The following is a 17,619-nucleotide window of genomic DNA, read 5'->3' as shown; positions in this document are numbered from 1 at the left end:
CCAATGGCACCGGCCTACAGTTCAACAATGCCGACGGCACCTACAATTTCAACGGCACGACGACGCTGAACGGCGGCAATGCCAGCGTCGACATCCTCACCAGCTCGGGCGGCACGTTCAGCTTCGGCGCAAACACCTCGATCACCAGCCCGAGCGGCACCGCGTTCAATGTCAGCACCGGCAGCGCCAACGTCACCTATGCCGGCACGATCACGCAAGGCACGACCGGCCAGCGCATGATCGTCGTCGCCGACACCACCGGCGGCGCGGTGAATTTCACCACCGCCCTGGCGAACGGGCTCAACGACACCGCCGGCACGGGCATCGTGATCGATGGCGCCGCCGGCAACGTCAGCGTCAACAATGTCAGCCTGACCGGAACGGCCGGCATCACCATCCTCGGCGATGCGGCGAACAACGCGACCGGCACCTACGCCTTCAACAATGTCGCGATCCAGACCGCCGCGGGCGCCACCAATACGGCCTTCCTCATCGATGGCGACCAAGGCACGCCTGGCAATGACGATGTGAGCGCCACTGTCAACCTCAACAATGTCGACATCACCAACCCTGGCGGCAATATCGTCAACATCCGCGGCATGGCCGGCGGCTCGGTCAATTTCGACGCCGCCAGCTCCATCACCCGCAACGATGGCGGCCTGGGCATCGTCGCCCTCAGCAATGCCGGCGGCTCGATCAATTTCGGTGGCGCGTCGAAGACGCTCTCGACCGGCGCCAACGCCGCGGTCATTCTGACCGCCAATTCTGGCGCGACCATCAACTTCACCGGCGGCGGGCTGGCGATCACCACGTCGAGTGGCCAGGGCTTCAATGCCACCGGCGGCGGCACGGTCAGCGTCACCGGGTCCAGCAATACGATTTCGGCCGGCAGCGGCGCCGCGGTCAATCTGGACACCGTCGCCATCGGCGCGGGGGGCATGAGCTTCGCCTCCACGAACGCGAGCGGCGGCGGCGGCAGCGCCGTGATACTGGACACCGTCACCGGCCCGGGAGCCATCAATCTCGGCACCGGCGCCCTGGTCGGCGGCAACCTCGCGGCGATCCGCATCGGCGACGGCGCCGGCGGTGCCAACAGCGGCGGCACGGTGGCCTTCAGCTATGCCGGCACCATCACCAGCGGAACCGGCCAGGCGGTCAACATCCAGGATCGCGCCGCCGGCGCCGGCAACATCACGCTGTCGGGCAACATCACACACAATGTGGCCGGCCAGACCGGCATCCTGCTGGACGACAACGCCGCCGGCACCATCACCTTCTCGGGCACCTCCAAGTCGATCACGTCAGGCAGCGCGGCTGGCGTCAGCCTGACCGACAATGCCGGCGCGACGATCGATTTCACCAACGGGGGGCTGGTCATCAGCACCACCAGCGGCACCGGCTTCAACGCCACCGGCGCGGGCCCAGCAGCAACCACCGGCGGCACGGTGACGGTGACGGGTTCTGGCAACACGATTACATCCACGACCGGCACGGCGCTCAACATCGTCAACACGACGATCGGTGCGGGCAATGTCACGTTCCAGAGCATCTCGGCAAATGGCGCTACCAATGGCATCGTGCTCAACAACACAGGCCTCGCTGTTGGGAACGGCGGCCTGACAGTGACGGGTATCGGCACGACGGCAGGATCCGGCGGCACCATCCAGAACACTGCCCAAGGCGCGCTGTTCACGTCGACGAAGAACCTGTCGCTCTCGAACATGAATTTCACCAATGCCAACACCGGCAATGGCACGCTGAACAATATCGACGGCCCGACATTCAACAGTGCGGCGCAGGCGGCGATCAACATGAGCGGGGTGGCGACCGCGACGTTCACCAACCTCAATCTGAATGGTGGCGTCCAGGTCGGCATCAACGGCCAGAACGTATCGAATCTGACGATCGCCAACACCACCGTGACCGGCTTCGGCGACAACGTCTTCGAAGGTGACATGCGGTTCTACAATCTCACCGGCACGTCATCGATCACGAATTCCACCTTCAGCTTCGCGGCAGGCGATGCCACGGCCGGCGACAATCTGGTCGACATCCGCAACGATTCGGGCACCAGCCTGACGTTGAACATCAGTGGCAGCACGTTCAGCAACACCAAGGATTCGTCGAATGGCGCGCAGGGGCTCAACTTCGAAGCTTTTGGCACCGCGAACGCGACGCTCAACATCTCGAACAGCAGCTTCCTGAAACTCAAGACCTCGGGTGTCGAAGCCTTTGCACGCGACACCTCGACCTTGAACGTCAACATCACGGATGGCGGCACGGCCGGCAACGGCAACACTTTCGATCCGCAAGGCGGAACGGGTCGCGCCATCGGCCTCAATGCCGAAGATACCGCGCACTTGAACTTCAAGATCCTCAACAACAAGAAGATCTATGGCAATGGCGGTCCTGTCATCAACGTCTTCGGGATCAACAACGCCGTCATCATGGGCCGCATCAACAACAATGCAGACATTCAGGGCGGCGGCGTCGGCTCGAGTGGCTCGGCGATCTTCATCCATCCCGAAGACGCCTCGACCGGCGTTGTCGAAATCGTCGGCAACGTAATCAGCAAGACCGGCAATGACGCGGCGATCTTTGCCACACCGCATGGCGATGGCGCTGGTCCGAGCGCCGACAACGGCTCCCTGGACCTGACGATCAAGAACAACACGATCACCACTTCCGGTACCGGTACGGCGGGCAATGGCGTTGCCGCCATCGAAGTGCATTCAGGTTCCAGCAATGGCGACCTCACAACCACCTATCTGAACATTAGCGGCAACACCGTGACCCTTGGCCAGCCAGCCGACGACTTTGCCCTCTTTGTGCGCGAAGGCGGGACGGCATCGCACCTCTATTTCCAGAACTTTGTCGGCGGCGCCAATAATACGGCGAGCGCCGTCGCCACCTGGAACGCCGGCGGCAACACGCCAACGAACTCGGCGATCGCGATCGACGCTGGCGGCGCTGCGGTCTATGCCGCCGTTCCGGGCGGACACAATGGCGGGTTGGTGCTTGCGCCGACTAACTAAAGCGGCGAGCGGATATTAGAAAAGCATTAATTATAACCTTGAAGTAAAAAGCCGAAATTCCCTGAGATTTTTGTCGACTTCCTAATATAATCGCCTAGTATCTGTACAAGTTCAGGAGGGGCACATGGCTGAACCTTTTTTATCCGAAATCAGGATCATGTCGTTTGTCTTCGCGCCCAAAGGATGGGCATTGTGTAATGGACAGCTCCTCCCAATCGCCCAGAACCAACCGCTTTTCTCGCTGCTGGGCACGACTTTCGGCGGCGATGGCCGTGTGAACTTCGCGTTGCCGGACTATCGTGGGCGCATGCCGATCCATGTCGGCAGCGGCCACACGCTTGGCGAACGCGGCGGCGAACAGGCGCATACGTTGTCGATTTCGGAATTGCCGACGCATTTTCACACCGCCAACGCCTCGTCCACGACAGGCGGCACCAATCTTCCCGCGAACGATCTCCTCGCCAACAGTTCGCCTAACAATCTCTATGGCCCCACACAAAACCTTGGGGCGATGGTTGGCGGAACCGTCGCGAATGTCGGCGGCAGTCAAGCGCATCTAAACATGCAGCCCTTCCTGACGTTGAGTTTCTGCATCGCCCTGCAGGGCATTTTCCCGTCGCCGACTTGAGGAAACGCGATCATGGCACAGCCTTATGTTGGTGAAGTCAGGATGTTTGCCGGCAATTTCGCCCCAGCCGGCTGGATGTTCTGCGAGGGGCAACTTTTGCCGATTTCCGAGAACGAAACGCTGTTCCAACTGATTGGAACGACCTATGGCGGCGATGGAGAGAGCACTTTCGCGCTGCCTGACCTGCGAGGCCGGCTTCCGCTCCATCAAGGCAATGGCTTCATCCTGGCCGAGACAGGGGGGGCGGAAGAAATCCTGCTCTCCATCCAGCAAATACCCGCGCACAGCCATCCCCTGCTCGCATCCGGAGATATCGCCAATCTGCCCAATCCAAGCGGCAGCGTCATCGGCAGATCGCCTCAGGTCAACGCCTTCATCAACGCAGGTCCATCGGTTCCGATGGCGCAGCAATTCGTCAGCAGTGTGGGCGGGAGCCAGCCGCACAGCAATTTCCAACCTTATCTCTGCGTCAATTTCATCATCTCGCTGTTCGGTATCTTCCCGTCGCCGACTTAAGAGGACCGTCATGGCCGACCCGTTCGTCGCTGAAATCCGCATCTTCCCGTTCAACTTCGCGCCGAAGGGTTGGGCATGGTGCGATGGGCAACTTCTGCCGCTGTCGCAGAATACCGCGCTGTTCTCGCTGCTGGGCACCACCTATGGTGGCAACGGTAAGTCCAACTTCGCGCTGCCCGATCTGCAGGGCAGGTCTCCGGTGCACCCTGGCCAGGGACCGGGTCTCTCGCTGCATGATCTCGGTGAAACAGGGGGTTCGGAGACAGTGCAGTTGCTGCAATCCGAGATGCCCATGCACAACCATACCGTCATGGCGGCGCCATCGCTCGTGGCTGGTGACAGCAACATCGCGGCAGGAAACGCGTTTGCCAAATCGAGCCAGGGAAATGTGTACATCGCTCCAGCCGCACTGGTGCCGCTGTCGGACCAGGCACTCGCCCCCGCCGGCGGCGACCAGCCGCATAACAATATGCAGCCTTATCTCACCTGCTATTTCTGCATTGCGCTGCAAGGTGTTTTCCCGCCGAGAGGCTGAACTGCAAGCCAACAGGGCACGACCACAATGGCCAACGAAAATGCTCACTTACCGCTCCAGGCGGCGCCCGTTGGGCATATGCCTGCTGGCGCATCCTTCTTCGAGTTGTCACGGCTGATGGTCGTCGGCATCGACTCGGCCAAGGGCCAATTGATCCAGAAGGCGCAGACCTCGCCCAACGGGCCATGGCCCTCCGCCTGGTCGCCGGTCGCGCCTGGCGCCTGGGTGATTATGACTGCCGGTATCACCAAGGATGGCCGCGTCGCGGTGGTCGCACAGCCGGCGGGCACGACCAATCTGTCCTTCATCACCGAGGATGCCAACCAGGTCGGCCCGATCGAGAAATGGAATCCGCCGGTCGGCATCGGCGCGCCGCCCGGCGCGACGCTCTATCAGAAGCTCTCGATGGCGCGCGACGTCGACGGCCGCATCGAAATCTTCCTGACCGACAATCAGGGCCGCATCTGGTGGATATACCAGAACCCGGATGTCATCGTTCAGGTGCAGAAAACCATCACGCCGCCCGGCACGACGACGCCGATCGTCGTTACCGTCGACGAGCTCAGGCCCCCCGCCCAACCGTGGAGCGCCTGGGTGCAACTGACCGGGCAGCTTGTGGCGGTCACGGCGCTGCGCCAGGCGGACGGCCGCATCGCGCTGTTCGGCATCAACTCAGCGCTTCATCTCTATCGCTGCCACCAGGCCAAGGCCCAGGCGCTGACGGTGGCCGACTGGACACCATGGGTGCAGATCGACGCCGGCTACCCCATCGCCGAAATGGCACCGATCATCGGCCCGCTGGGCGCCACCAACCTGTTCGCCATGACGCAGGCCGGCCAGGTCCTGCACACCAAGCAATTGCCGGCCGGCTCCGACACATGGACGGCCTGGGCGTCGCCCGGCTACAGCAGGGTTCCCAAATACGCGCTCTGCGCCGGCGTCCAGGGTGACGGCGACATCATGCTGGTGGCCTCCGACCAGCAGCATGTCCACTCGTTCAACGCCCAATACGACGCGGCCATCCAAATCTGGTCGGGATGGCGTGATTTCAGCGCCTCCGGCGCCAACACACGGCTGTCGCTCGACTACAATGCCGACGGCCGCCTTGCCCTGTTCAGCATGATGATCACTAACGATGGCACCAATGGCCTGTGGACGATCAACCAGATGGCCATGGACAGTTCCGAATGGGAATGGAGCTGGGCGGCGCTCGCCACCAGCAACCTCAAGCAGATCGCCGTGGTGCGCGACCTGACGCCACCGGTGTGACGGCAGTCCTGACGGCACAGCCGGGTAGCGTGACAGACAGCACGCCCGCGCATTCTTCTTCGGCCTGGCCCCGCTCCGATGCGGCCGGGCTGAAGTTTCGCGCGGCTGGCGAGGCCGACAAACCCTTCCTGTCGCGGCTTTACGCCTCGACCCGCGTTGAAGAGCTCGCGGTGACCGACTGGAGCGAGGCGCAGAAGGCCGCCTTCCTCGCCATGCAATTCCAGGCCCAACACGCGCATTACCACACGCACTATCCCGAGGCCGACTGGCTGGTGGTGGAGCAGGCGGGCCAAGACATAGGCCGCCTCTATATCGAGCGCTGGCCGAGCCAGCACCGCGTCATCGACATCGCGTTTTTGCCTATCCATCGCCGCAAGGGCTATGGCACGGCGCTGCTGCGCGATCTGATCGACGAGGCACGGTTAACCGGCAAATATGTATCGATCCATGTCGAGAAGAACAATCCGGCGCGGGGGCTCTATGTCAGGCTTGGCTTCGCCGTCGTCGAGGACAAGGGCGTCTATGATCTGATGGCGTGTTCGCCGGCGGATCCATGATGGTTGTTGGCGCTGCCCTACCCGTCTGCCGGCATCCCTTCCCGTGAACGGGGCGAGGAACCTCCCGCCACTGATTTCGCCAATCTCTTGCGCCGCAAGCAAGGCGCTGCGTTGCCGCCAGCCACTCTCGCCCCGTTTACGGGGAGAGATGTCCGGCAGGACAGTGAGGGGCAGCGCCGCCGGTAAAGATTGTCGCATTCGACCCAGTCGGCAATGCGGGAAGCATCAATAAAATGCAGCTCAAGATGGACGTTAGTTGAACACCGCCTCGTAGGTCCGGCCAGTCGCATCGGCGGCTACCGGTACGATGAAGATGTCGTGGACACCGCCGGCGCCGGCAAGGCTGTAGGTCGCCTGCGGCAGCGCGATCTCACGCGGCCCCCTGAACAGCAGTGAAAAACCACCGCCCGGGCGGGGGCTGGCCGCGATGCGGTTGACGGCGCTCAGTTCGAGCGAGATCCGTCCCGCTCCGGTCTCGATGATGAACGCCTGTCCGATCGCCTGTTCGAAATCCGCCGCCGCCGCCATTTTGTCGCCTCAAAGCCGTTTGCGCGGCACTGTCGCCGCTTCGCCGCGGGCTGTCCAGAGCTCTTTGTCCGACCAAAATTCCCAGGAAAACCGTCGACCACTTTTCCTCGGAATTGGCGCATCGGCACGGAGCGCTGGCGCGCAAGACATTTCCTCGCCGCAAACCCCAAAATACAGCAACGCATCCTTTTATGCGCGCCGGTGACACTGTAGTACCTTATTTCGGCATGGGATTGTTTCGATACGGGCCGGCGCCGGACGCGGGTTGGCCGGCCTGATCGGCTTGCCGGAGAAAAAGGACCGACGATGGCTGAAGGTGCGAAAACAGGGACGGCGGCGACAGCAGGGGCCGATGCGATGCCGCTTTTCTACTCCAGGCCGGAGGCGCTCAATCCGGCGCGGCACGGCTCGCTGGGGTTGACCGCGCGCAGCGACTTTTCCTTCGCGCGCTCGGCGCACGCCATCCCGGTGGTGGCGTCGGAGATGCCGGCGGCGATGCGCTCCTATCCGATCGTCTTCATCGGCGCCGCCAAGGCGCCCGTCATCATCACCGGCGTTCGCCAGGACGAGAACCTGTTCGTCGATGCCGACGGCAAGTGGAACGCGCCGCACTACATCCCGGCCTATGTCCGCCGCTACCCTTTCATCCTGGCCGAGGATCCGACCTCGGCCGGCCGGCTGACGCTGTGCGTCGACCGGGCGAGCGACCGTGTCGTCGACCAGCTGATGGCGCCCTTCCGCGACGACAAGGTGCTGCCGTTCTTCGGCGGCAACGAACCGACCGAGGCGACCAGGCAGGCGCTCGCTTTCTGCAACCAGTTCCAGATCGATTTCAGGGCCACCCGCGAGATGGTCGACAAGATCGACGCGCACGGTCTGTTTTCGCCGCGCCAGAGCAAGGTGACGCTGGAAGGCGGCGAAGTGCTCAACCTCACCGACTTCCAGGTGATCGACGAAGCGGCCTTCAACAAACTGAGCGACGAGGCCTTCCTCGACCTCAGAAAATCCGGCGCGCTCGGCCTGCTCTATTGCCACCTCGCCTCGACCAACAGCTGGACCTCGCTGGTGCACCAGGCGTCGCTTCGCAAGGCGGAGACCGCGAAGAGTGCCTGACGGCATTGCCCGACCTGCCGAGGGCGACGACATCCAAATTGGAACATTTCATGCGCTGTCCGGTTGCTTCCTCAGGGAAGGAAGACGGCCATGGTGATCAGCCAGGAAGAACGTGTCGCGCATATCAGCAAGCGGGCCCGCGAACTCTGGGAACGGGAAGGCTTGATGCCCGACCGTGAGAAGGCCTGCTGGGACAAGGCGGTCGAGGAGTTCGAGTCCGGCCGGCTGACCGCCGGACGAAAGCAACCAGGCGCGGATGCCGCTGGCGACAGCGCGGGTACCAAACACTGACGCTGATGGCACAATCGGAGCGAACCCAGAGACGTATCGGACCGACGCCAAAGTGGATGCCGTCATGGCCCGCGTCACATACAAGTTCGGGATGGGTCAGTAGCCCAGTCGAGCGGCGCAGGAATTTCCCGTGCACCCAACGGAGGGCGCCTGTGCGACAGGCCACGCCGGCAGCGCCCGACATCACAGATTCGTGATGCTCGGGATGAACGGCGTCCCGAAAAGCGTTTCAGTCTTTGTTCGCCGGGTGCTCCTGAGACCGCGAGCGCCTTGAAGTCAAACCGATTTTGGGAGAACAACGATGAAACATCACCTTATCTCCATGGTGCTGGGCTTGCTGATGACCTCCGCGGGCCTGGCCTCGGCAGCCAACGTCCACTCGGTAACGGGGACGAAAGGTCAACCCGATCAAACGATCGGCACCGCTCAGACAGGAAGTGTTACTCCTGGCAATGCCAGCACCGCGCCGGGTTCGGCCTTCAACCCGGACGGAAATGCGGGAACACATTACGCAGGCACCCAGCCGCAGAACTCCAAGAACCCGAAGAGCGTGTCTCAGTACGACGTTGCCGGCTTCCAGCAGTCCCATAAGTGATGTCCGGCTCTTGGGCGGTCGAGGTTCAATCCGCCAGAAACGAAAAAGCCGCGGCGAACCGCGGCTTTTCGATGCTTGATTCCCTGGAGGAAACTGGAGCGGGTGAAGCGATTCGAACGCTCGACCCCAACCTTGGCAAGGTTGTGCTCTACCCCTGAGCTACACCCGCTCACACGGCGTCTTGGCCGCAAGCCGGGCCTATATGGCTGAAGAGCGCGGCGATTGCAACAGGGAAATAGCAGGCTTTTTGCAACCTTCCGAGCGATGCCGGCAAACTGCCCGCGACGCCCCGATTTCATCGCCGCTGGCGCGACGGTCTTGTGTCGGCCGCCTCATTGGCCGTAAACGGCAAGGCCGAGAAACCGACGAAGAAGAGACCCATGCCGAAGACCGAAGCTGACCTGATGGCCTTTCTTGCCGAACTCGGCATCGCGGTTTCGACGATACGCCACCCGCCGCTCTATACGGTTGCCGATTCGCAGGCGCTGCGCGGCGAAATCGCCGGCGGGCACACCAAGAACCTGTTCCTGAAGGACAAGAAGGACAATTTCTTCCTGGTCACCGTCGGCGAGGACGCGGTCGTCGATCTCAAGCAGATACACCAGCTGATCGGCGCCGCCAGCCGGGTTTCGTTCGGCAAGCCGGAAATGCTGATGGAGCTTCTGGGGGTCACGCCGGGGGCGGTCACGGTGTTCGGCATCGTCAACGACAGGGAAAACCGGGTCAAACTGGTGCTCGACAAGGATCTGATGGACCATTCCGTCATCAATGCGCATCCCCTGACCAACGAGGCGACGACATCGATCGCGGCCGCCGATCTCATCAGATTCGTCGAGGCAACCGGGCATGATGCTGCTATCTTGAAAGTCTCGGCATGATCGCCACATGGGTGGCAAAGCCGATTTCCAATTGAGACAGGGCGCCGGGCCACGGGCCGGCCGCGCGACCGAAAGGGTGACGAGATGAGCGACAGCAATCCGTTTGGCGGATCATTCGGAAACAAGGGCGGCCAGTATGCCACCACGGTGCAGTATGGCGGAACCGAGCCCAAAGCCGGATTCGGCGAGGCGTCCGCGCCCCCAGCCGCCGGCCCCACCACCACAGGCGACGTCATCAAGGACACGACGACCGCGGCCTTTGCCGCCGACGTCATCCAGGAATCGCGCCGCCAGCCGGTGCTGGTCGACTTCTGGGCGCCGTGGTGCGGACCTTGCAAGCAGCTCACCCCGCAGCTGGAAAAGGCGGTCAAGGCCGCCGGCGGCAGGGTCAAGCTGGTCAAGATGAACATCGACGACCATCCCTCGATCGCCGGCCAGCTCGGCATCCAGTCGATTCCGGCGGTCATCGCCTTCAAGGACGGCCAGCCGGTCGACGGCTTCATGGGCGCCATCCCCGAGAGCCAGATCAACGAATTCATCACCAAGGTCGGCGGCAAGGGCAATGGCGCGCCGCCGGTGGCCGAGGCCCTGGCTGCGGCGGCGGAGGCGCGCGACGCCGGCGACATGCAGACCGCGGCCGACATCTACGATGCCATCCTGGCGCAGGCGCCGGAAACGGTCGAGGCGATTGGCGGGCTGGGCGACCTGCTGTTCGAGGCCGGCGACACCGAGGGTGCTGAGGCGCTCCTGGCAACGGCGCCGGAGGCCAAGAAAGACGCACCGCCGCTGGCTGCCCTGCGCGCCAAGATCGCGCTGGCCGCGCAGGCGGCGGCGCTGGGCAATCCGGCCGAGTTCGAGCGGCGGCTCGCGGAAAATCCCAAGGACCATCAGGCCCGTTTCGACCTGGCGATGATCCAGAACGCCATGGGCGATCGCACGGCGGCCGCCGACAATCTGCTGGCCATCATCAAGGCCGACCGGAGCTGGAACGAGGATGGCGCCAGGACGCAGTTGCTGCAGCTGTTCGAGGCCTGGGGCATGACCGACGAGGCGACGCTTGCCGCGCGCCGCAAATTGTCGGCATTGCTGTTTTCCTGAGCCGGTTACGGTTGTTTTGTCGCAAGGGCTTGTGGCGCCAGGCCTGTGCGCCAGATAGGACAAGGCAGGATTGACGCTTCGCAAGGGAAGCGATCGGAGGAACGAGGTGCAAGCGGGAAACGCGCATTACCGGCTCGCCAAGGATCTGCCATCGACGATCCCGCTCTTTCCGCTCGAAGGCGCGCTGCTGCTGCCGGGCGGCCGCATGCCGCTCAACATCTTCGAGCCGCGCTACCTGCAGATGGTGGACGAGGCCGTCGCCGGCTCGCGGCTCGTCGGCGTCATCCAGCCCGGCCTCAATGGCGCATTGCGCGAGGATGGCGAACCGGAGCTTTGCAACGTCGGCTGCATCGGTCGCATCATCGCCTTTTCCGAGACCGGCGACGGCCGCTACCTGATCTCGCTGCAAGGCGTGTGCCGGTTCCGCGTCGCCCACGAGCTGACGGTCAAGACGCCGTTCCGCCAGGCGAAGCCGGCGCCCTTCCTCGCCGATCTGGACGAGGAGCAGGCGGCTGATGAAATCGACCGGCCGGCGCTGCTCAGAGCCTTTCGCGCCTATCTGCAGGCCAATGATCTGGAAGCCGACTGGGAAAGCGTCAGCCGCGCCGAAAACGCCATGCTGGTCAACGCGCTGTCGATGATGGCGCCCTATGGACCGGCCGAGAAGCAGGCATTGCTCGAGGCCGCGGACCTGAAAACCAGGGCCGAAACGCTGATCGCCATCACCGAGATGACGCTGGCGCGGGAGAATGAGGATTTTGGCTCGAGCCTGCAGTAGGAATGCGTCGATATCCAGCCGGCCCGCAAATGACGGCCCGACCGATCTCGACAGATCCTGCATCCTGGCTGACAGGCTGGGCGTGAAACCGGAAGAGGACCCAATGGCGGATGGGCGCGATGGAAAGAAGACGAATGTTGACCCGAAGCTGCTGGAACTCCTGGCCTGCCCGCTGACCAAGGGGCCGCTGGCCTGGGACCCCGAGCGCGGCGAGCTGGTCTCGCGGGTCGCCAAGCTCGCTTATCCGGTGCGCGACGGCATCCCCATCATGCTGCCCTCGGAAGCGCGGGTGCTCTCGGCCGAGGATGTGCTGTCGCCGCCACGGCCAGGTGGGCCGAATTGAGGTGGCGCGAGAGCCATCCGCTCCGCTTCAACCATATACGTGTACAAACCAAGAGAGATCAGGTCTTCGACGTGGCTTCAGTTCGGCCTGGCCAGCGCCTTGTCGATCTGCGGCAGCAGAAGCTCCCTGGCGGACTCTGGCGTCAGCGGGCCGACATGCTTGTAGGCTATCTTGCCATCCTTGCCGACGACGAAGGTTTCCGGCACGCCATAGACACCCCAGTCGATCGCCGTGCGGCCGGCTTCGTCGACGCCGATTGCCTGGAACGGATTGCCAAGGTCGCCGAGGAAGCGGCGGGCGTTTTCCGGCCGGTCCTTGTAATTCAGCGCCGCCATCGCGAACCTTTTGTCCTGCGCCAGCGCCAGCAGCACCGGGTGCTCTTCCCGGCATGGCGCGCACCAGGACGCAAACACGTTGACCAGCGTGACCTTGCCGGCGAAGGCTTTCGAATCGAGCCCGGGCAGATTGCTGCCCTCCAGGGGCGGCAAGTTGGTCCGCGGCGCCGGCAGGCCGATGAGCGCCGACGGCACTTCCGAGACATCGCGTCCCGACAAGAGCTGCGACAGGAACAGTCCGGCCAGTCCGAGGAAGACCAGCAGCGGCAAAAATACGAACAGGCGGCGACGGGCCGGCGTTTCCGTCTCTGTGCTCATGGCTTGGCTGCCTTGTCGGAACGGCGGCGTACGCCGGCCGCCTCGAGTTCGGCGAGTTCGCGCTTGCGCGCCCGCTGATCGATGAGGATCCAGCCGATCAGCCCGGCCAGCGCCACGGCGGTGATCGCGTAGGCCGCCGCGACGTAGAGCGCATGCGCGCTCATGCGCGCCGCTCCATCGCCGCGTCTCGTTCCAGCCGGGTCTTTCCGCCTCGTTCGATCATGTCTTCCCTTAGCCGCGCGCCGGCGGCTCCGCAATCGGCCGCCACGCCGCAGCCTTCAGATCTCCGGCGCCTCAATCGGTGCCGTGGCGCAGCGCCAGCGCCGCCGCCACCGGCCCCAGCACGCCAAGAAACAGCGTCAGCGCGGCAAGAATGAGGAAGGGCTGCAGGAACGGATCGGGATTGGCCGTCGCGCCATAGCTCGCTGAAACGCCGAAGATCAGCACCGGTATGGTCAGCGGCAGCACCAGCACCGAGATCAAGAGGCCGCCACGCGGCAGCGCCACCGCCACTGCGGCGCCCACGGCGCCGATGAAGGTGATGGCCGGCGTGCCGACCAGCAGCGTCAGCGCCGTGGCGCCTATGGCCAACGGTTCCATGTTCATGAACAGGCCGAGCAGAGGGGCCGCGACCACCAGCGGCAGGACGCTGCCCGCCCAATGCGCGACGCACTTCACCAGCACCGTCAGCGCCAGCATATGCCGGTCGTTGCCGAGCACCAGAAGATCGAGCGAACCGTCCTCGCGATCGGCCTGGAACAGCCGGTCGAGGCCGAGCAGGCAGGCAAGCAGCGCGCCGATCCACAGGATCGCCGGACCGATGCGGGCCAACAGCTTGAGATCCGGCCCAACGCCGAAAGGGATGGTGGCGATGACGGCGAGGAAGAAGATGACGCCCGTCAGCGCGCCGCCGCCGGCGCGGATCGAGAGGCGGATGTCGCGCAGGAAGAGGGACCACATTACGATGTGGTCCCCTGTTGAAGAAGGGGGGCGCCGTAGGGTGCAGTCATCAAAAGGCCTCCCCCATCGCCAACTCTTTCGCCCCTTCCAATCCCAGCGGCAGATGCGTGGCCGCCACGATCATCCCGCCTTCCTCGCAATGCCCGCGCATCAGCCCTGCAAACCGCGCTTCCGAAGCCTTGTCCAGCCCTGCCGTCGGCTCATCGAGCAGCCACAGCGGCCGATGGCTGACCAAGAGTTTCGCGATCGCCGCGCGGCGTCTTTGCCCGGTCGAGAGATAGCCGAACGGCAAATGGCCGATGCCGCCGAGCCCGACCGTTTCCAGCGCCTCCTCCACATCGAGCCGGCCTTCGCCATGGAACTCCCGCCAGAAGCGCAAATTCTCGGTCACGCTCAGCGCCGTCTTCATCGCGTTCTGGTGGCCGAGATAGTGGCAGGCCGAGCCGATCGAGGGGAACTCGTCGCCGCCGCCCTCGAGCAGCAGACGGCCTTCGGTTTTCGGCAGCAGCCCGGCCACGACCCTGAGCAAGGTCGATTTGCCCGAGCCGTTCGGCCCGGTGACGACCAGGGCCTGGCCCTGATCGAGGACAAAGCCGATGCCGGAGAAAACCGGCTCGCCGCCGCGTTCGCCGCCCAGATTTTCGGCGATAAGCCGCATCCCTCGCCTGCCCTGAAATCAATGTTTCGCGAGCGCTGCCGCATCGCACAAATTTGCTCAGCAACTGTCTAGAACTATTCCAGAAAATTCTCTATATGCGGGGCATCCGTGCCAGCGGTCGGCGCGGGAACAGAATTAGCGCCGAACCAGCGCACGCGCCGCCTTGAACGGCTCGGGTTGCTTGGGAACGGACAGCGGAAATGGCCGTACCCGCACCTTTGCGCGTGATTGCATGCCATCGGCGTCCGTTCCCTTTCAGGCTGAACAGACAAGGACGGATCGCACGTGTCAAAATCCCTCGACAGTTTCAATTGCCGCCGCACGCTGAAAGCGGGCGACGCCGAGTATGTCTATTTCGACCTCGTCGAGGCCGAGAAGAACGGCCTCACCGGCATTGCCCAGCTGCCCTATTCGATGAAGGTGCTGCTGGAAAACTTGCTGCGCAACGAGGATGGCCGCTCCGTCACCAAGGAGAGCATCCAGGCGGTGGCCGGCTGGCTGACCGACAAGGGCACCGCCGGCGTCGAAATCGCCTATCGCCCGGCCCGCGTGCTGATGCAGGATTTCACCGGCGTCCCGGCCGTGGTCGACCTCGCCGCCATGCGCGACGCCATGGCTTCGCTCGGCGGCGATCCGCAGAAGATCAACCCGCTGGTGCCGGTCGACCTTGTCATCGACCATTCCGTCATCGTCGACGAGTTCGGCACGCCGATGGCGTTCGCCCGCAATGTCGAGCTCGAATATGAGCGCAACGAAGAGCGCTACAAGTTCCTGAAATGGGGCCAGCAGGCGTTCCGCAACTTCCGCGTCGTGCCGCCCGGCACCGGCATCTGCCACCAGGTCAATCTCGAATATCTCGGCCAGGTGGTGTGGACCAACACCGAGGACGGCGAAACCACCGCCTATCCCGACACCTGCGTCGGCACCGATTCGCACACCACCATGATCAACGGCCTTGGCGTGCTCGGCTGGGGCGTCGGCGGCATCGAGGCCGAGGCGGCCATGCTCGGCCAGCCGGTCTCCATGCTGCTGCCGGAAGTCATCGGCTTCCGCCTCACCGGCAAGCTCAAGGAGGGCGTCACCGCCACCGACCTCGTGCTGACCGTCACCCAGATGCTGCGCAAGAAGGGCGTCGTCGGCAAGTTCGTCGAGTTCTTCGGCCCCGGCCTGTCCAACATGACGCTGGCCGACCGCGCCACCATCGGCAACATGGCGCCCGAATATGGCGCCACCTGCGGTTTCTTCCCGGTCGATTCCGAAACCATCCGCTATCTCACAATGTCGGGCCGCAGCGAGGACCGCATCGCACTGGTCGAGGCCTATTCCAAGGCGCAAGGCATGTGGCGCGAGGCCGGCTCCGCCGACCCGGTCTTCACCGACCTGCTCGAACTGGAGCTGGACAGCGTCGTGCCGTCGATGGCCGGCCCCAAGCGCCCCGAGGGCCGTGTCGCGCTGGAAGGCATTCCCGCCGGCTTCGCCAAGGCGATGGACACCGAATACAAGAAGGCGGCGGAAATCTCCAAACGCTATGCCGTCGAAGGCACCGACCATGACCTTGGCCATGGCGACGTCGTCATCGCCGCCATCACCTCGTGCACCAACACCTCGAACCCATCAGTGCTGATCGGCGCGGGCTTGCTTGCCCGCAACGCCAACCGCCTTGGCCTGAAGCAGAAGCCGTGGGTAAAGACCTCGCTGGCCCCCGGCAGCCAGGTGGTGGCGGAATATCTGGAAAAGTCGGGCCTGCAGAAGGAGCTCGACCAGATCGGCTTCAACTTGGTCGGCTTCGGCTGCACCACCTGCATCGGCAATTCCGGCCCGCTGCCCGCTCCGATCTCAAAAACCATCAACGACAAGGGCCTGATTGCCGCCGCGGTGCTCTCCGGCAACCGCAACTTCGAAGGCCGCGTCTCGCCCGACGTGCAGGCGAACTACCTGGCGTCGCCGCCGCTGGTCGTGGCGCATGCGCTGGCCGGCACCGTGACCAAGGACCTGACCACGGAGCCGCTCGGCGACGACAGGAACGGCAATCCGGTCTATCTCAAGGATATCTGGCCGAGCTCGGCCGAGATCCAGGAGTTCATCGAGAAGAACGTCACCCGCGAGCTGTTCGCCCGCAAATATGCCGACGTCTTCAAGGGCGACGAGTACTGGCAGAACGTCAAGGCGCCGGAAGGCCAGACCTATGCCTGGGACAACAATTCGACCTATGTGCAGAACCCGCCCTACTTCGCCGGCATGACCACGGGTTTCGGCAAGATCGGCGACATCAAGGGCGCCCGCGTGCTCGGCCTGTTCGGCGACAAGATCACCACCGACCACATCTCGCCGGCGGGTTCGATCAAGGCCGCCTCGCCGGCCGGCAAATACCTGACCGACCATGGCGTCGGCGTCGCCGACTTCAACCAGTACGGCACGCGGCGCGGCAACCATGAGGTGATGATGCGCGGCACCTTCGCCAACATCCGCATCCGCAACCACATGCTGGGCGAGAACGGCCGCGAGGGCGGCTACACCATCCATTATCCCAGCAAGGAAGAGGAATCGATCTACGACGCGGCGATGCAGTACAAGAAGGAAGGCGTGCCGCTGGTCATCTTCGCCGGCGTCGAATACGGCAACGGCTCGTCGCGCGACTGGGCGGCAAAGGGCACCAACCTGCTCGGTGTCCGCGCCGTCATCGCCCAGTCCTTCGAGCGCATCCATCGTTCGAACCTGGTCGGCATGGGCGTCATCCCCTTCGTCTTCGAGGAAGGCACCTCATGGGCTTCCCTCAACCTCAAGGGCGACGAGTTGGTCGAGATCGACGGATTGAGCGCGATCAAGCCGCGCCAGACGATGACCGCCAAGATCACCTATGGCGACGGCACGGTGAAGAACGTGCCGATCATCTGCCGCATCGATACGCTGGATGAGCTCGACTACTTCAAGAACGGCGGCATCTTGCAGTACGTGCTGCGCGATCTGGCGGCTTAGAAAACAGTGAGTAGTGAGTGGGATGCAGAGGACGCCCCGACTCACTACTCCCCTGCCGCGGCACAGCAGACCAGCATACCGCACAGTCCTGCCGCGATGAAGGCAAGGTCGTCAAAGCATTGACCGGCCCAGACCAAAGTCCAGGGCCGGTGCGTTCGCAATAGAGATCGATGTCGGTGAGGAGAACCTGCCGCATGGCGATGATGCC

General features: G+C 63.7%; 19 protein-coding genes and 1 tRNA gene. 14 read left to right on the top strand and 6 right to left on the bottom strand.

The window, feature by feature from the left end:
• The 6 genes from LB524_RS21045 to LB524_RS21020 all read left to right on the top strand — a co-directional run.
• Positions 1-3,035 (top strand): beta strand repeat-containing protein (locus tag LB524_RS21045; RefSeq protein ID WP_224529795.1); only part of this gene is annotated, 3,035 nt, incomplete at its 5' end.
• 124 nt (positions 3,036-3,159) lie between these two features.
• The gene (locus LB524_RS21040; RefSeq protein ID WP_224529794.1) at positions 3,160-3,663 is read left to right on the top strand and encodes a phage tail protein; all 504 of its coding nucleotides are present in this window, start codon (positions 3,160-3,162) and stop codon (positions 3,661-3,663) included.
• A 12-nt stretch (positions 3,664-3,675) separates the two neighbouring features.
• Entirely contained in the window at positions 3,676-4,179 is a 504-nt protein-coding gene (locus LB524_RS21035; RefSeq protein ID WP_224529793.1) for a phage tail protein, read from the top strand.
• A gap of 10 nt (positions 4,180-4,189) precedes the next feature.
• Complete coding sequence (locus LB524_RS21030; RefSeq protein ID WP_224529791.1) at positions 4,190-4,714, top strand: phage tail protein; 525 nt, start codon at positions 4,190-4,192, stop codon at positions 4,712-4,714.
• Positions 4,715-4,792: 78 nt separating this feature from the next.
• Positions 4,793-5,983, top strand: a complete 1,191-nt coding sequence (locus tag LB524_RS21025; protein ID WP_224529789.1) for a hypothetical protein — start codon at positions 4,793-4,795, stop codon at positions 5,981-5,983.
• Between the two features lie 29 nt (positions 5,984-6,012).
• Positions 6,013-6,540 (top strand): GNAT family N-acetyltransferase, encoded by a 528-nt coding sequence (locus LB524_RS21020; RefSeq protein ID WP_224529787.1) that lies wholly within the window; start codon positions 6,013-6,015, stop codon positions 6,538-6,540.
• Between the two features lie 252 nt (positions 6,541-6,792).
• On the opposite strand, the gene LB524_RS21015 is transcribed toward LB524_RS21020, so the two are convergent.
• Complete coding sequence (locus LB524_RS21015; protein ID WP_140793234.1) at positions 6,793-7,068, bottom strand: DUF6916 family protein; 276 nt, start codon at positions 7,066-7,068, stop codon at positions 6,793-6,795.
• Between the two features lie 306 nt (positions 7,069-7,374).
• On the opposite strand from LB524_RS21015, the gene LB524_RS21010 reads away from it, so the two are divergent.
• From LB524_RS21010 to LB524_RS21000, 3 genes are all read left to right on the top strand, one after another.
• Positions 7,375-8,181, top strand: a complete 807-nt coding sequence (locus LB524_RS21010; RefSeq protein WP_224529785.1) for a SapC family protein — start codon at positions 7,375-7,377, stop codon at positions 8,179-8,181.
• A gap of 90 nt (positions 8,182-8,271) precedes the next feature.
• Entirely contained in the window at positions 8,272-8,472 is a 201-nt protein-coding gene (locus LB524_RS21005; RefSeq protein WP_140618224.1) for a DUF2934 domain-containing protein, read from the top strand.
• Between the two features lie 301 nt (positions 8,473-8,773).
• Positions 8,774-9,067 (top strand): adenylate cyclase, encoded by a 294-nt coding sequence (locus tag LB524_RS21000; protein WP_224529782.1) that lies wholly within the window; start codon positions 8,774-8,776, stop codon positions 9,065-9,067.
• A 94-nt stretch (positions 9,068-9,161) separates the two neighbouring features.
• Here LB524_RS21000 and LB524_RS20995 read toward each other — a convergent pair.
• Positions 9,162-9,236: transfer RNA gene (locus LB524_RS20995), tRNA-Gly, on the bottom strand.
• 211 nt (positions 9,237-9,447) lie between these two features.
• Between LB524_RS20995 and LB524_RS20990 the strand changes: the two genes are divergently transcribed.
• The 4 genes from LB524_RS20990 (at position 9,448) to LB524_RS20975 (ending at position 12,164) form a co-directional block, all read left to right on the top strand.
• On the top strand, positions 9,448-9,945 hold the full coding sequence (locus LB524_RS20990; RefSeq protein ID WP_015314918.1) for a prolyl-tRNA synthetase associated domain-containing protein: 498 nt from the start codon (positions 9,448-9,450) through the stop codon (positions 9,943-9,945).
• 84 nt (positions 9,946-10,029) lie between these two features.
• On the top strand, positions 10,030-11,043 hold the full coding sequence (gene trxA / locus LB524_RS20985) for a thioredoxin (RefSeq protein WP_224529775.1): 1,014 nt from the start codon (positions 10,030-10,032) through the stop codon (positions 11,041-11,043).
• Positions 11,044-11,149: 106 nt separating this feature from the next.
• Entirely contained in the window at positions 11,150-11,821 is a 672-nt protein-coding gene (locus LB524_RS20980; RefSeq protein WP_015314920.1) for an LON peptidase substrate-binding domain-containing protein, read from the top strand.
• Positions 11,822-11,924: 103 nt separating this feature from the next.
• Positions 11,925-12,164 carry a Trm112 family protein gene (locus LB524_RS20975; RefSeq protein ID WP_140618229.1) on the top strand — a complete coding sequence of 80 codons (240 nt, stop codon included), beginning with the start codon at positions 11,925-11,927 and terminating at the stop codon, positions 12,162-12,164.
• A 77-nt stretch (positions 12,165-12,241) separates the two neighbouring features.
• On the opposite strand, the gene LB524_RS20970 is transcribed toward LB524_RS20975, so the two are convergent.
• The 4 genes from LB524_RS20970 to ccmA all read right to left on the bottom strand — a co-directional run bounded on the left by LB524_RS20970 (position 12,242) and on the right by ccmA (position 14,435).
• A complete protein-coding gene (locus tag LB524_RS20970) occupies positions 12,242-12,817 on the bottom strand; it encodes a DsbE family thiol:disulfide interchange protein (RefSeq protein WP_224529774.1) in 576 nt (191 codons plus the stop codon).
• Positions 12,814-12,981, bottom strand: coding sequence for a heme exporter protein CcmD (gene ccmD, locus LB524_RS20965; RefSeq protein ID WP_023774434.1), 168 nt, complete (start codon positions 12,979-12,981; stop codon positions 12,814-12,816). The genes LB524_RS20970 and ccmD overlap by 4 nt, the downstream gene beginning before the upstream one ends.
• Positions 12,982-13,111: 130 nt before the next feature.
• On the bottom strand, positions 13,112-13,777 hold the full coding sequence (ccmB, locus tag LB524_RS20960) for a heme exporter protein CcmB (protein ID WP_224529770.1): 666 nt from the start codon (positions 13,775-13,777) through the stop codon (positions 13,112-13,114).
• Between the two features lie 49 nt (positions 13,778-13,826).
• Positions 13,827-14,435 carry a heme ABC exporter ATP-binding protein CcmA gene (ccmA, locus tag LB524_RS20955; RefSeq protein WP_224529768.1) on the bottom strand — a complete coding sequence of 203 codons (609 nt, stop codon included), beginning with the start codon at positions 14,433-14,435 and terminating at the stop codon, positions 13,827-13,829.
• Between the two features lie 285 nt (positions 14,436-14,720).
• Between ccmA and acnA the strand changes: the two genes are divergently transcribed.
• Positions 14,721-17,411 carry an aconitate hydratase AcnA gene (gene acnA / locus LB524_RS20950; RefSeq protein WP_015314926.1) on the top strand — a complete coding sequence of 897 codons (2,691 nt, stop codon included), beginning with the start codon at positions 14,721-14,723 and terminating at the stop codon, positions 17,409-17,411.
• Positions 17,412-17,619: the final 208 nt, after the last annotated feature.

Origin of the sequence: Mesorhizobium sp. ESP6-5, from assembly GCF_020164695.1 — a bacterium.
Classification (GTDB): Bacteria; Pseudomonadota; Alphaproteobacteria; order Rhizobiales; family Rhizobiaceae; genus Mesorhizobium; species Mesorhizobium australicum.
Note: the sequence above shows the minus strand (reverse complement) of the source record. Positions and strands in the feature narration are given on the sequence as shown.

Excerpts from the sequence above, each read along its gene's own strand:
- LB524_RS20990 (WP_015314918.1), top strand. The coding sequence starts at position 9,448 with ATGCCGAAGACCGAAGCTGACCTGATGGCCTTTCTTGCCGAACTCGGC.
- ccmD (WP_023774434.1), bottom strand. The coding sequence starts at position 12,981 with ATGAGCGCGCATGCGCTCTACGTCGCGGCGGCCTACGCGATCACCGCC.
- LB524_RS21035 (WP_224529793.1), top strand. The coding sequence starts at position 3,676 with ATGGCACAGCCTTATGTTGGTGAAGTCAGGATGTTTGCCGGCAATTTC.
- LB524_RS20970 (WP_224529774.1), bottom strand. The coding sequence starts at position 12,817 with ATGAGCACAGAGACGGAAACGCCGGCCCGTCGCCGCCTGTTCGTATTT.
- ccmA (WP_224529768.1), bottom strand. The coding sequence starts at position 14,435 with ATGCGGCTTATCGCCGAAAATCTGGGCGGCGAACGCGGCGGCGAGCCG.
- LB524_RS21015 (WP_140793234.1), bottom strand. The coding sequence starts at position 7,068 with ATGGCGGCGGCGGCGGATTTCGAACAGGCGATCGGACAGGCGTTCATC.
- LB524_RS21010 (WP_224529785.1), top strand. The coding sequence starts at position 7,375 with ATGGCTGAAGGTGCGAAAACAGGGACGGCGGCGACAGCAGGGGCCGAT.
- LB524_RS21040 (WP_224529794.1), top strand. The coding sequence starts at position 3,160 with ATGGCTGAACCTTTTTTATCCGAAATCAGGATCATGTCGTTTGTCTTC.
- LB524_RS21030 (WP_224529791.1), top strand. The coding sequence starts at position 4,190 with ATGGCCGACCCGTTCGTCGCTGAAATCCGCATCTTCCCGTTCAACTTC.
- LB524_RS21000 (WP_224529782.1), top strand. The coding sequence starts at position 8,774 with ATGAAACATCACCTTATCTCCATGGTGCTGGGCTTGCTGATGACCTCC.
- LB524_RS20975 (WP_140618229.1), top strand. The coding sequence starts at position 11,925 with ATGGCGGATGGGCGCGATGGAAAGAAGACGAATGTTGACCCGAAGCTG.
- LB524_RS21025 (WP_224529789.1), top strand. The coding sequence starts at position 4,793 with ATGCCTGCTGGCGCATCCTTCTTCGAGTTGTCACGGCTGATGGTCGTC.
- LB524_RS21005 (WP_140618224.1), top strand. The coding sequence starts at position 8,272 with ATGGTGATCAGCCAGGAAGAACGTGTCGCGCATATCAGCAAGCGGGCC.
- ccmB (WP_224529770.1), bottom strand. The coding sequence starts at position 13,777 with ATGTGGTCCCTCTTCCTGCGCGACATCCGCCTCTCGATCCGCGCCGGC.
- trxA (WP_224529775.1), top strand. The coding sequence starts at position 10,030 with ATGAGCGACAGCAATCCGTTTGGCGGATCATTCGGAAACAAGGGCGGC.